Genomic DNA, 11,973 nt, shown 5'->3' with positions numbered 1-11,973 from the left:
CTGGACGTCATGCGCGACCTGGCCGAGTCCGGCATGACGATGATCGTCGTCACCCACGAGATGGGCTTCGCCCGCGAGGTCGGCGACTCCCTCGTCTTCATGGACGGCGGCGTCGTGGTCGAGTCCGGCAACCCCCGGGACGTCCTGACCAACCCCCAGCACGACCGCACCAAGGCGTTCCTGTCCAAGGTGCTGTGAGCCGTACGGCGAAAGGGGCGGTACGGGCGCGAGGCCCGTACCGCCCCTTCGTCGTGGGAGCGCTACTTCACGGCGAGCAGCAGCGTGTCGGAGGGCGAGGCCCACACCGGCCTCGCCTCGCCGAACCCGGCCGCGCGCAGGGTGTCGGCGTGCCAGCGGGGCGCGGGCATGTCGCCGTCGGCGTGCTCTCCGTAGATCTCGAAGCGGCGGGCCGTGGGTGCGGCGAGGACCGGGTCGGCGGCGGCCACGGCCCACCAGTCGGCCCAGTCCAGGACGCCGGCGGCCTTCTCGCGCTCCATGCGGGCGTGGCGCTGGGCCCGCTCGGCGGCGTTGATGCGGGGCGTGGTCTCGTCGATCATGTGGTCGGCGTTCATGAAGACGCCGCCGGCGCGGACCAGGCCGGCGAGCTGCCCGTAGAGGGCCGCCAGGGGCTCCTTGTGCAGCCAGTGGAGGGCGGTGGCGGTGAGGACGGCGTCGTACGTGTCGTGGGGCAGCGCGGCGGTCCACGCGGGGTCCTTGAGGTCCGCGGTCACGAAGGTGACGCGCGGGTCGCCGGCGAAGGAGCCCTCGGCGATGGCGAGGAGCGCCGGGTCGAGGTCGACGCCGGTGCTGGTCGCGTTCGGGAACCGCTGGAGGAGCCGGTCCGTAATACTTCCCGTACCGCAGGCGAGGTCGAGGACGCGGGGCTCCGGCCCCACGAGCGCCTCGACCATGTCGAGCATCACGCGGAACCGCTCCTCGCGGTCCGGCATGTACCACTCCTGCTGGCGGTCCCAGCTCTGCTGCCAGGCCGCCCAGTCGGTTCCGGTCGCCGCCGTGTCCGTCATCGGGTCCACCCTCACCCTCGTCGTAATACCCTCGGAGGGGAAGCATCGCTTACCCTTCCCCCGCCCCGACCCTAGCCCGCCACCGTAAGGACTACAAGTGGAACTGGCCTATTACTCGGATTACGCCGTGCGTCTGGTCAACACCGAGGAGCCGGTCCGCGGCAAGGACTCCCTCACCTCCGTCGAGGCGGTCCGCGAGCTCTTCGGCACGGCCTCCCAGATGGCCCGGCGGGTGACGGACAGCGACGTGACCCGCTTCCGCTCGGTCCGCTCCCGGCTGCGCGCGGTCTTCACGGCGGCCGACGAGGGCGACCACACCCATGCCGTCGACCTGCTGAACTCGCTCCTCCTGGAGTTCCCGGTCAGCCCGCAGATCTCCGGCCACGACTACCTCGACGAGGAGGGCCGGCCCCGCTGGCACATGCACCTGGCCGATCACCCGTCGAACGCGACCGCGGGCTACGCCGCCATCGCGGCGATGGGCCTGGCCTTCCACCTCACCGAGTTCGGCGCCGACCGCCTCGGTCTGTGCCAGGCCGCGCCCTGCCGCAACGCCTACCTCGACACCTCGACCAACCGCTCCCGCCGCTACTGCTCCGACCGCTGCGCCACCCGCGCCAACGTGGCCGCCTACCGGGCCCGCAAGCGCCAGGAGGCCGAGCGGACCGGCCGTACGGAGGAGAACAGCCAGGAGAGCATCACGCCGGCCGACCGCTGACGCCCCGGGGTGACGGGCCGGTACCGCGCCCGCACCCGCCCGAGCACGAGCGGCGGCGGTACGACCCCGAACACGCGGCTGTCGCCCTCCGCGTCCGGGTTGTCCCCCAGCACCCACCAGCCGCCGTCACGCCGCTCGATCAGCCGCTTCACGATGAGCAGATCCTGTTGCAGCGGATGTCGCAGCACGGCCACGTTCCCCGGCCGCAGCCGCGCCCCGTAGTGCACGAACAACCGATCGCCGTGCAGCAGCGTGGGCACCATCGACACCCCCGTGACCTCGGCGATCCCGAACGGGGCCCCGGCCTCCCGCCCCGACTCCACCATGCGCACCTTCCCGGTCCGATCGTCCACGAGTCCCATGCCGACCCTGGACTTTTGTCCTAAGCCCCAGGGGGCGCTCGCGAAATCACGCTTCTCACGGAGTAATGTCCCACCTGAGAAGACGATCACGAGGAAGGACAGCAGCATGCTCTCCCGCCTGTTTGCCCCCAAGGTGAAGGTCAGCGCCCACTGCGACCTCCCCTGCGGCGTGTACGACCCGGCCCAGGCCCGCATCGAGGCCGAGTCCGTCAAGGCCGTCCAGGAGAAGTACCAGGCGAACGAGGACCCGCACTTCCGGGCCCGCGCCACGGTCATCAAGGAGCAGCGCGCTGAGCTCGCCAAGCACCACGTCTCAGTGCTGTGGAGCGACTACTTCAAGCCCCCGCACTTCGAGAAGTACCCCGAGCTCCACACGCTCATCAACGACACCCTGAAGGCCCTCTCGACGGCGAAGGCCTCGACGGACCCGAAGACGGGCGAGAAGGCGCTGGAGCTCATCGCCGAGATCGACCGCATCTTCTGGGAGACGAAGAAGGCCTGACCCAGGCTTTCCCTCTCCCCTGCCCACCGCAGGTCAGAGGACGACGGAACGGCCCGCCCGGACACCCCGGCGCGGGCCGTCCCCGTTTCCAAGCTTCTCTGGGAGATGATCGGGAGACGGCGGAGACGGCGGAGACGGCGGACCCGATCACCCACGGCAGACGAGCATGCCGCCGAGGCAGGTGATCTCATACGTCCCGGCGAGCGATCAGGAGAGGACGCGGTGACAAGGCGTACGTGCCCACGATGATCCGGGGCGCTCCAGACCCAGGCATACGCCACGGTGATCATCGGCCAGGTCGTCGACTTCCTCGGCATCCCGGACGACGTGCCGGCGGGCGTCGCCAAGCGCATGCGGCGACAGCCGTCCCCATCAACGCTGCTGAACCTGATCGGGCGAGGCTGGGTGATTGCCTGACAGGTGGAGGAAGCGTCGGCTAGATCTGTGACTGACTCCACGCCCCCCGAGGACCGCGAGCCCACCTCCTTCGTCGAAAAGACGAGGAACTGGTACGGGAAGCACAAGCCGAAAATCCGCGTCGCCCTCGGCGTGACTCTGGCAATGGGCCTGGCGGTGGCCGCCCATCTCCACCAGAGGCCGGACGCCGAGGGGTACGACACTGAGGACATCGGGGATTCCGAGTCGTTCTCCGATCGTGAGGCCACGGACGAACCTCGTCAGACCTTCCTCGACCCTGACCGCGACCCGTTCCTCCGCAGGCTCCCCGCCGGCCAGCGCGCCAGCGAGGAGGCCAACGCGAGGTACAGAGAGCGAACGGGCTACGACCTCCCTCCTGGTTACACCTGTGTTCGCCCGTGGTCCACCCTGAACCCGGACGACGAAGATGAGGACCCTGGCGAGGTCGCGGCCTAACCCCGGTCCTCCGGACGCCACTCCCTCGGTGGCACGGCGAGGGCGCGGGCGAGGGCCGTGGTGAGGGGGGTGGCGTAGGTGGGGAGCTGGAGGGAGGACCAAGCGGCGGCCAGTCGGAGGAAGGCGGCCAGGTCGCGTTCCGCGTCGGCGAGGAGACCGGGCAGGTCGGTGAGGGGCACCTCGAGGGTCGGGCTCTCCGGCTGCTCGGTGTCCGCGGTCAGCCGGACCACGTCACCGAGGCGTTCGGCGAGTGGGGAAGGGCTGTGCCCGAAGAGAGCCCAGCCGGCGCCGTCGATGACCTGACGCCAGTCTTGCCGCTCTTCCAGCCCGTTGCAGCAGCCCGGCGACAGGACGGCGCCCGTCGCGGTGTCGGTCACCCGCAGCCCGCCGGGGGCGTGGAGGGAGTCCAGCGTGAGCAGCCCGTGGAGGAAGTGACCCAGGCGATCCGCGGGGCTCTGCGGTCGCTCCTGTTCCGTATGGACGCCGTTGCAGTCGGCCAGGCGCATGACAGCGGCGCCGACCTGGTCGGGGCTCAGCCTCCCGCTCAGCGGCAGAAGGGCATACCCGCCGGGGTCGGCCACCGGCCAGAGGTCGAAACCGTCGGTGGCGCAGATCTCCAGGACGGGCTCTATGAGGATCACCCGAGGAGTCTCCCCTACCGCCGCGTCAGTCCACCCGCAGCGTGAAACGGCGCTTCTCCTTCGAGGTGGCGCCCAGGCGGTCGTAGAAGCGGATCGCGCCCTCGTTCCAGGTCGGGGTCTGCCATTGGATGTGGGGGAGGCCGAGGGTGCGGGCCTCGTCGCGGACGGCGGTCATCAGGAGGGGGCCGAGGCCGTGGCCGCGGGCCGGGGCGGTGAGGTAGAGGCAGTCCAGGTGGAGGTATTCGGCGGCGTCCCAGGTGGAGAGCTCGGGGGCGCAGGTGGCGTAGCCGGCGAGGGTGGTGTCGGGGAGTTCGGCGACCAGGCAGCGCAGGCGCGGGGTCGCGGGCTCGAAGAGGAGGCGGTGGAGGCGGGCGGCCAGGTCCGGGGGCGGGGGTGCGGCCTTCTCGTAGGCGGCGTGCTCCGCGGCGAGTTCGGCGACCCGGTCCAGGTCCCCGGGCCGGGCGTGGCGGACGACGGCGCCCGTCATCGGACCTCTCCCGCCAGGGTGTCGGCGGCCCAGGCGGCCAGGCGGTCGTCGGCCGGGCCCGTGCCGTCGAGGAGGTGGCGGACGAAGGCCCCGCGCTCGTGGGAGAGGACCGCGGCCTCCCAGACGCAGGGAGCGAGCCCGGCCCGGCCCGGGCGCAGGGCGTCGGGGCGGCCGGCCGGGCCGGTCCAGATGGCGAGGTCGGACATGTGGCCCTCGATCCAGGTGTGGACGAGGACGTAGTCACCGTCGCCGCCCGCGTGCACCAGCACCACCGCGAGGCCGAGCGAGCCCCGGTGGCGGCCGGCGGCGAGGTGGTCGGCGGCGAGCGCCAGCGCGGGGGCCGCGTCCGCCTCGCCGACCGTACGGCCGGGGGCCTCGATCCCGTACACCTTGACGTAGTGGCCCGCGAGTTCCCGCGCGCCGAACGGCCGTACCGTACGGGCGTGGTGGCCCTCCCCGAGCGCCATGACGGCGTCCCACTTCCCTTGGATCCTCATGCCGTCATCATGCACGGACCCGCCGTCCCGCCCGCACGCAGCCACCGGCGGTACGGAGCGGCGCTCAGGGCCGCCTCCCGGTACGCGGCGGCCAGGTCCGCGTACGGCCGGTCGAGCGGCACGCCCGGGGCGGCGTACAGCAGCAGCCGGACGGCCAGCGGGTCGCCGCGCAGGGGGCGGACGGCCATGTCGTCGCGCCCGCCGGAGGTGGGCTGGCAGGGGGCGACGGCCTCGCCGAGGACGATGAGGGAGGCGGCGGTGTGATAGTCCGCGTGCAGCATCGGCGGGTCGAGGCCCGCCGCGCCCAGGACCCGCCGCAGCCCGTCCCATTCGCCGTCGACGGCCGGGTCGACGGCCCACCGGTCGTGGGCGAGGTCGGCCAGGTCCACGACCTCGCGCGCCGCCGCCGGGTGGTCCCGGGCCATGGAGACGAACTGCGGCTCGCGTTCGACCAGGACGCGTCCCCGCAGTCCGTCCGGGACGCGCAGCGGGCAGCCCTCGACCTCGTGGACGAAGGCCACGTCGAGCTGCCCGGCGGCGACGGTGCGCAGCAGGGCGTGGGCGGAGACGTCGACGCGCAGCGCGATGTCGGTGTCGGGCCGGCTCTGGCGGAGGCGGCGCAGCCAGCCCGGCAGGGCCCGGCTGGCGGTGGAGCCCACGCGCAGCGCGGGCCCGCCGGTGCGCGCTGCGGCGGCCCGGGCCTCGCTGATCAGCGCGGTCATGCCGTCGACGAGCGGGCGGGCCCGGCTGAGGACGGACCGGCCGAGCGGGGTGGGGTGGCAGCCGGTGCGGCCGCGGGAGAAGAGTTCGGCGCCGAGGGCGTTCTCGATGCGGCGCAGTTGGGTGGTCAGGGAGGGCTGGCTGACGCCGAGTTGGCGGGCGGCCTTGTGCAGGCTGCCGGTGTCCGCGATGGCGCAGAGCGCCCGCAGGTGCCTCACCTCCAGCTCCATGGTCCGAGGTTAGGGCGGAGGCCGCCCACCGCACCAGACGGGCGGCGCGCCCCGAGCGGGACCGCATCGGCCCGCTCCGGGCGCCAACAGGGCGGTGATATCGCCGCGTTATCGGCGGATGGCATCATTCCCCACCCGCCCCGGCTCCCCCGACACTCTCCTCAACCCCACAGGAGGAGCCCCCATGAGACACCCGAAGATCCTCACGTCCTTACTGACCGCCACCCTCGGTGCCGGCCTCACCCTCTCCCTCGGAGCCGCTCCCGTCGCCGCGGCCCCCGCCCCCGCCCCCGCGGTGGCCTACGCGGGCTCCGCCGAGGAGGCCAAGGCCAACCAGGCGTTCTTCGAAGCCGTCGTCGCGTCGGTCGCGAAGAAACGGGCCGCCACGCCTGGTGCCACCGCGGTCACCGTGGTCTACAGCGCCGCCAACGCGCCCACCTTCCGCACCCAGATCTCGCGCTCGGCGCAGATATGGAACAGCTCCGTCGTCAACGTCCGCCTGGTGGAGGGGTCGAACCCCGACTTCCGCTACTACGAGGGCAACGACTCCCGGGGCTCGTACGCGAGCACGGACGGGCACGGCAACGGCTACATCTTCCTCGACTACCGGCAGAACCAGCAGTACAACTCCACTCGCGTCACCGCCCACGAGACCGGGCACGTGCTCGGCCTCCCCGACCACTACAGCGGCCCGTGCAGCGAGCTGATGTCCGGCGGCGGGCCCGGCACGTCCTGCACGAACGCCTACCCGAACTCCCAGGAGCGGGCGCGCGTCGACCAACTGTGGCGTTACGGGCTGGCGTCGGCGTTCAAGGTGGGCTGAGGGCGGTACGGGGGTGAGGGACGGAGCCGCTCCTCGCCCCCGTCATGTGGTCAGGCCGCCTGGGGCAGCCTCCGGCCGAACTCGGTGCCCGGCGGAAGCTGCCGCCGGACCCGGCTCAGGGCCTCCTCGAAGTCACCGCCGGCGATGCCGGACTCGAAGGCCGCACCCCCGTAGTGGAGGGTGAGGCTGAGGTCGGCCCGCTCGCCGAGGGTGAGCAGGCAACTGAGCGTGGCCTGCTGGGTGACGCCGTCCGCGAGGACGGGGAGCGGCAGGTCCCACTCCAGTACGCACCCGGTGAGGGCCTGCCCGCCCTCGCCCTCGGCGCGCAGGGCGTCGAAGCTCGCGCCCGTGTACTCGATTCCCCTGATGCGGGTGGCCACATGGCTCCCGTCGGCCGTGATGACGATCGCTTCGGCACCACGGCGGTCCCGGTACCAACCGGTCCAGACTTCTGTCGACTCCGATGACATGCGCGGACTGTAGCGGTATGACCGGCTCCTGCGCGCGGCCGGTCACCCAGGGGCCGGACTTCTCCCGGTCTCGCCGTTCTTGCCGGTCACGTGCGTGGTAGTGGCTTCCGCGCCGTCGCCGCCAGCGGGTCCGGCGCCCGGTCCCGTATCGGACGTCGTACCGGGTCGCGCACCCGGTCCGGCACCGCGCCGCGCGCCGGGTCGCGCCCGCGGCCCGGCCCCCGCTTCCAGGACCCCGTCGGGGGCCTCGTAGCGAGGGCATTCCGGATTGGCGCACGGCTGCACCTCCCACTCCGGAACCCAGGCCCCGAGGACCTTGTGCCGCTTGGCCAGCACCTGGAGGGGCTGTCCGCAGGCCGGGCACATGTGCTTGGCCTGCGGGTCCCTCGTCGTGTGCGGAAGGTCGCCGCTCATGCCTCCAGGGTAGGGCGCGGCCCCCGCTACCGCTTCCTGGTGTACGTCCGGACCAGGACGCCGTTGTCGAAGCTCCGCACGGCACCCAAGGTGAAGTCGCGCGGGGCGAAGTCGGCGCCGAACATCGGCATGCCGGAGCCGAAGACCTGCGGATAGGTCTTGATCACCAGCTCGTCGATCTCCTCGATGAGCTCGCCGGCGATGGTCGAGCCGCCGCAGAGCCAGATGTCGAGCGGGCTGTCCTCGGCCTTCAGCGCGCGGACGCGACCGACGAGGTCCTCGGCGATCAGCTCGACGTTGGGGTCGGGCGACTCCGTCAGCGAGCGGGTCGCGACGAGTTCCCGCAGGTGGGCGTACGGGCTGGTGAGGCCGACGTCCAGGCCGATGCGGTACGAGTTCAGGCCCTGGAGCACCGTGTCGTAGTGGCGGTGGGGCGTACCGGGCTCGATGCCGAGGACCGGCCACCCGGGGGCGGCGATCGTCTCGGGGTACTCCGCCTTCAGGAACTCCAGGTATTCCCCGGCCACGTACTGGTACGTGGACGTGGCATCGCCCTTCGGATCGCCGATGAAGCCGTCGATCGAGCAGGCGATGAAGTAGGTGAGCTTGCGCAAACCGGATCTCTTTCCGTAGGAGGCGTGGCCATGTTGACCACTGCGCCCATAGTGCTCCATTCGTAGTGGTTGCGCAAGCCCTTTTCGCACAGGGATGCGGTCGTCAGCGACTCCGCCGTGTCACGAACTCCGCGAGGGCCAGCAGATCCCCGGCCGCCGACAGGTCCGGCACCGCCCGCGCGAGCTGCTCCACCGCCCGCGCCATCCGCTCGGCCGCCTGGTTCTGCGCCCAGTCGCGGCCACCCGCCCGCTCCACCGCGTCGGCCGCGGCCCGTACCGCCTCGGCGTCGAGGACCGGGCGGGCGTACAGCGCGGCCAGCTCCTCCCCCGCCGGGGTCCCGGAGGCGAGGGCCGCCACGACGGGGAGCGACTTCTTGTGGGCGACGAGGTCGGCTCCGGCCGGCTTGCCGGTCCTGCCCGGGTCGCCCCAGATGCCGATCAGGTCGTCGATCAACTGGAACGCGAGACCGGCCTCCCGGCCGAACGCGTCCAGCGCCGCGACCGCCTCCTCGTCCGCCCCCGCGTACAGCGCGCCGAGGGCGCAGGCGCAGCCCAGCAGGGCGCCGGTCTTGGCGGTGGCCATCGCCACCACCTCGTCCAGGGAGACCTCGTACGGCCCGCGCTGCTCGAAGGCGCAGTCCGCCTGCTGGCCCGCGCACAGCTCGATGACGCAGGCGGCCAGGCGGGCCGACGCCTCGGTGGAGGCCGGGTGCGGGTCCTCGGCGAGCAGCCGCAGCGCGAGCGCGTTCATGGCGTCGCCGGCGAGCAGCGCGTCGGGGATGCCGAAGACCGCCCAGGCCGTCGGGCGGTGCCGGCGGGTCGGGTCCTCGTCGACGATGTCGTCGTGGAGCAGGGTGAAGTTGTGGGCCAGCTCCACCGCCGCCGCGGCCTTCACGGCCGGTGCCGGGTCCGCGCCGAGCGCGCGGGCCGCGGCGAGCACCAGGGCCGGCCGGATGGCCTTGCCGCTCTGCCCCGTCGCCGGGCTGCCGTCCGCGTGCTCCCAGCCGAAGTGGTACTTCGCGATGCGCCGTATGGAGCCCGGCAGGGATTCGACGGTCGTCCGCAACTGCGGGTCGACGACGCTGCGCGCCCGGTCCAGGAGCAGCACGGCGCCCTGTCCCGCGGTGGCGGCGTCCGGGTGGGTGGTGGTCATGGTTCGCAGGTCACTTTCTCGCGGCGGTGCGGTCGCGCGCCGACGGGCTGTAGGGCGGCTCTCCCTGGGGGGTGCTCCCCTGGGACGGGGATGAGGGGCCCGGGTGCGGGGCGGGGCACGGCCGCCCCGCACCCGGGCGGCCGGCTCACCGCCAGCGGCTGACCTCCACGTTCTCCAGGACGCCCAGCGCGTCGGGGACCAGAACGGCCGCCGAGTAGTAGGCGGTGACGAGGTAGGAGATGATCGCCTGCTCGTCGATGCCCATGAAGCGGCAGGACAGGCTGGGCTCGATCTCGTCCGGCAGGCCGGCCTGGTGCAAGCCGATCACGCCCTGCTCGGCCTCGCCCGTACGCATGCAGATGATGGACGTGGTGCGGGCGGCGGAGACCGGAATCTTGTTGCACGGGTAGATCGGCACCCCGCGCCAGGTCATGATCCGCGTGCCGCCGACGTCGATCGTCTCGGCGACCAGACCGCGCTTGTTGAGCTCGCGGCCGAAGGCCGCGATGGCCCGCGGGTGGGCCAGGAACATCTTGGAGCCGCGCCGGCGGGACAGCAGCTCGTCCATGTCGTCCGGTCCGGGCACGCCGTCGTGGGGCTGGAGGCGCTGCCCGTAGTCGCAGTTGGAGAGGAGACCGAACTCGCGGTTGTTGACGAGCTCGTGCTCCTGGCGCTCGCGCAGCGCCTCGACCGTGAGCCGGAGCTGCTGCTCGGTCTGGTTCATCGGCTGGTTGTACAGGTCGGCCACGCGCGTGTGGACCTTCAGCACGGTCTGGGCGACGCTCAGCTCGTACTCGCGCGGGGAGGCGTCGTAGTCCACGTACGTGTGCGGGACGACGGCCTCGCCGACATGGCCGGCGGAGAGGTCGATGGCCGCCTCGCCGTACTTGTTGGTGCGCTGGTGGGACAGCGCGGCGTACTCCGCGAGGTGGCCGGCGAGCGATCCGGCCCGCTCGGCGAGGTTGAGCACGTCGGACCGGCTGAGCTCCAGGACCGTACAGGCGGTGGCGGCGCGGGCGGTCCACTCCCAGGTGGCGTCCGCGCTGACGAGGGAGGCGTCGCCGAAGTGGGCGCCGTCGGCGAGGACGCCGAGGACGGCCTCGTCGCCGTAGGGTCCCTCGCCGACCTGCTCGACCTTTCCGTGGGCGAGCAGATGGACCCGGTCGGCGGTCTCGCCGCGGACGGCGATGACCTCGCCCGCCGCGTACTCGCGCTGGCGGCAGCGGGCCGCCAGCTCCGTGAGGGCCTCCTCGTCCTCGTAACCGCGCAGCGCCGGGAGCTCGCCGAGCTCGGCGGGGATGACCGCGACGCGCTCGCCGGTCTGCACGAAGGTGACGCGGCCGTCACCCACGGAGTAGCTGAGCCTCCGGTTCACCCGGTACGTACCACCCTGGACCTGCACCCACGGCAGCGTCCGCAGCAGCCAGCGGGAGGTGATCTCCTGCATCTGCGGGACCGACTTGGTGGTGGTCGCGAGGTTCCGCGCGGCGGCGGTCCCGAGACTCTGCTGCGGGGCCGCCCGGCCCGCGCGGACCTCGTCGCCAACCGAACCAACGGACATGGAACTCCCTCTCGATACGACAAACCTGCGAGGGGAAGCCTTTCAGCACGGAGCGTGTCCGCGCCATTACACAAAAGAGTGGGAGTTGGCGCCGTTCCCCTGGGCATGGCGCACGATTTTCCACGCGAACAGCGCACATCCGATCCCTCCGACCCCATCCGTTTCGCGGGTTCTGTCCGGATCGGCTCGCACACGGTCCGAACGGATGGCTGCGGAGTCGATCCCTCCGGTACTCCGGTGGAACAGCGATTCCCTGCCTGAAAGGAGCCGGTCATGGCCGCACCCATGTCCGCGAGCCGCTTCCTCGACGCGCTGCGCGACGAGGGTCTGACGGTCGTCGAGGTCGGCGACTGGCGGACCCACAACCGCAACCACAAGGGCCCCTGGGGCCCCGTGCACGGCGTGATGATCCACCACACCGTCACCCGGGGCACCAGCAACACCGTCCGCATCTGCCGGGACGGCCACAGCGGCCTGCCCGGCCCCCTGTGCCACGGCGTGATCGCCAAGGACGGCACCGTCCACCTGGTCGGCTACGGCAGGGCCAACCACGCGGGCCTCGGGGACGACGAGGTGCTGCGGGCGGTCATCGCCGAGAAGCGCCTGCCGCGCGACGACGAGGCCACCACGGACGGCAACCGCCACTTCTACGGCTTCGAGTGCGAGAACCTCGGCGACGGCGAGGACCCGTGGCCCAAGGTGCAGCTCGAGGCCATCGCGAAGGCCGCCGCGGCGGTGTGCCGCGTGCACGGCTGGACCCACCGCTCCGTCATCGGCCACCTGGAGTGGCAGCCGGGCAAGGTGGACCCGCGCGGCTTCACCATGGCGTCGATGCGCGGGCGGATCGCCGACCGGCTGCGCTGACCGGCTGCGCCGCCCCCCG

At 72.3% G+C, this 11,973-nt stretch carries 16 protein-coding genes and 1 pseudogene; 7 read left to right on the top strand and 10 right to left on the bottom strand.

From position 1 onward, the window contains the following. A pseudogene (locus tag ABZ135_RS30375) lies at positions 1 to 198 on the top strand (ectoine/hydroxyectoine ABC transporter ATP-binding protein EhuA); the annotation flags it as partial. Positions 199 to 260: 62 nt separating this feature from the next. Here the strand turns inward: ABZ135_RS30375 and ABZ135_RS30370 are convergent. Continuing rightward, the gene (locus ABZ135_RS30370; RefSeq protein ID WP_356700126.1) at positions 261 to 1,025 is read right to left on the bottom strand and encodes a class I SAM-dependent methyltransferase; all 765 of its coding nucleotides are present in this window, start codon (positions 1,023 to 1,025) and stop codon (positions 261 to 263) included. A 97-nt stretch (positions 1,026 to 1,122) separates the two neighbouring features. Here ABZ135_RS30370 and ABZ135_RS30365 point away from each other — a divergent pair, with 97 nt between their 5' ends. After that, positions 1,123 to 1,743: a CGNR zinc finger domain-containing protein gene (locus ABZ135_RS30365; RefSeq protein WP_356700124.1), complete on the top strand. Its 621-nt coding sequence runs from the start codon at positions 1,123 to 1,125 to the stop codon at positions 1,741 to 1,743. Here ABZ135_RS30365 and sodX read toward each other — a convergent pair. Next, a complete protein-coding gene (gene sodX, locus ABZ135_RS30360; protein ID WP_356700133.1) occupies positions 1,656 to 2,069 on the bottom strand; it encodes a nickel-type superoxide dismutase maturation protease in 414 nt (137 codons plus the stop codon). The two genes, ABZ135_RS30365 and sodX, sit on opposite strands and share 88 nt — an antisense overlap. A 142-nt stretch (positions 2,070 to 2,211) precedes the next feature. On the opposite strand from sodX, the gene sodN reads away from it, so the two are divergent. The 3 genes from sodN to ABZ135_RS30345 all read left to right on the top strand — a co-directional run bounded on the left by sodN (position 2,212) and on the right by ABZ135_RS30345 (position 3,480). Then, positions 2,212 to 2,607, top strand: coding sequence for a superoxide dismutase, Ni (sodN, locus tag ABZ135_RS30355; RefSeq protein WP_019889364.1), 396 nt, complete (start codon positions 2,212 to 2,214; stop codon positions 2,605 to 2,607). Between the two features lie 282 nt (positions 2,608 to 2,889). Next, positions 2,890 to 3,024 (top strand): hypothetical protein, encoded by a 135-nt coding sequence (locus ABZ135_RS30350; RefSeq protein ID WP_356700122.1) that lies wholly within the window; start codon positions 2,890 to 2,892, stop codon positions 3,022 to 3,024. 27 nt (positions 3,025 to 3,051) lie between these two features. After that, positions 3,052 to 3,480 (top strand): hypothetical protein, encoded by a 429-nt coding sequence (locus tag ABZ135_RS30345; protein WP_356700120.1) that lies wholly within the window; start codon positions 3,052 to 3,054, stop codon positions 3,478 to 3,480. On the opposite strand, the gene ABZ135_RS30340 is transcribed toward ABZ135_RS30345, so the two are convergent. The 4 genes from ABZ135_RS30340 to ABZ135_RS30325 are packed head-to-tail and all read right to left on the bottom strand — an operon-like array spanning position 3,477 to position 6,055. Continuing rightward, entirely contained in the window at positions 3,477 to 4,121 is a 645-nt protein-coding gene (locus ABZ135_RS30340) for a hypothetical protein (RefSeq protein ID WP_356700118.1), read from the bottom strand. The two genes, ABZ135_RS30345 and ABZ135_RS30340, sit on opposite strands and share 4 nt — an antisense overlap. A 25-nt stretch (positions 4,122 to 4,146) precedes the next feature. Further along, positions 4,147 to 4,608, bottom strand: coding sequence for a GNAT family N-acetyltransferase (locus ABZ135_RS30335; RefSeq protein WP_356700116.1), 462 nt, complete (start codon positions 4,606 to 4,608; stop codon positions 4,147 to 4,149). Next, the gene (locus tag ABZ135_RS30330; RefSeq protein WP_356700115.1) at positions 4,605 to 5,105 is read right to left on the bottom strand and encodes a hypothetical protein; all 501 of its coding nucleotides are present in this window, start codon (positions 5,103 to 5,105) and stop codon (positions 4,605 to 4,607) included. Before ABZ135_RS30330 ends, ABZ135_RS30335 begins: the two co-directional genes overlap by 4 nt. Next, complete coding sequence (locus tag ABZ135_RS30325) at positions 5,102 to 6,055, bottom strand: LysR family transcriptional regulator (RefSeq protein ID WP_356700113.1); 954 nt, start codon at positions 6,053 to 6,055, stop codon at positions 5,102 to 5,104. The genes ABZ135_RS30330 and ABZ135_RS30325 overlap by 4 nt, the downstream gene beginning before the upstream one ends. A gap of 184 nt (positions 6,056 to 6,239) precedes the next feature. Between ABZ135_RS30325 and snpA the strand changes: the two genes are divergently transcribed. Further along, positions 6,240 to 6,878 (top strand): snapalysin, encoded by a 639-nt coding sequence (snpA, locus tag ABZ135_RS30320; RefSeq protein WP_356700111.1) that lies wholly within the window; start codon positions 6,240 to 6,242, stop codon positions 6,876 to 6,878. A gap of 50 nt (positions 6,879 to 6,928) precedes the next feature. Here snpA and ABZ135_RS30315 read toward each other — a convergent pair whose 3' ends face one another. The 4 genes from ABZ135_RS30315 to ABZ135_RS30300 form a co-directional block, all read right to left on the bottom strand. Further along, positions 6,929 to 7,348: a DUF6304 family protein gene (locus ABZ135_RS30315; RefSeq protein WP_356700110.1), complete on the bottom strand. Its 420-nt coding sequence runs from the start codon at positions 7,346 to 7,348 to the stop codon at positions 6,929 to 6,931. Between the two features lie 440 nt (positions 7,349 to 7,788). Next, positions 7,789 to 8,376, bottom strand: coding sequence for a dihydrofolate reductase family protein (locus ABZ135_RS30310; protein WP_356700108.1), 588 nt, complete (start codon positions 8,374 to 8,376; stop codon positions 7,789 to 7,791). Between the two features lie 103 nt (positions 8,377 to 8,479). Continuing rightward, the gene (locus ABZ135_RS30305) at positions 8,480 to 9,529 is read right to left on the bottom strand and encodes a family 2 encapsulin nanocompartment cargo protein polyprenyl transferase (protein WP_356700106.1); all 1,050 of its coding nucleotides are present in this window, start codon (positions 9,527 to 9,529) and stop codon (positions 8,480 to 8,482) included. A 145-nt stretch (positions 9,530 to 9,674) separates the two neighbouring features. Then, positions 9,675 to 11,090 (bottom strand): family 2B encapsulin nanocompartment shell protein, encoded by a 1,416-nt coding sequence (locus ABZ135_RS30300; protein ID WP_356700104.1) that lies wholly within the window; start codon positions 11,088 to 11,090, stop codon positions 9,675 to 9,677. Positions 11,091 to 11,363: 273 nt separating this feature from the next. Here ABZ135_RS30300 and ABZ135_RS30295 point away from each other — a divergent pair, with 273 nt between their 5' ends. After that, positions 11,364 to 11,954, top strand: a complete 591-nt coding sequence (locus ABZ135_RS30295) for an N-acetylmuramoyl-L-alanine amidase (protein WP_356700102.1) — start codon at positions 11,364 to 11,366, stop codon at positions 11,952 to 11,954. Positions 11,955 to 11,973 lie beyond the last annotated feature (19 nt).

The sequence above is a fragment of the Streptomyces sp. NPDC006339 genome (assembly GCF_040612775.1).
Taxonomy (GTDB): Bacteria; Actinomycetota; Actinomycetes; order Streptomycetales; family Streptomycetaceae; genus Streptomyces.
This window is presented reverse-complemented; position numbering and strand designations above follow the sequence as displayed.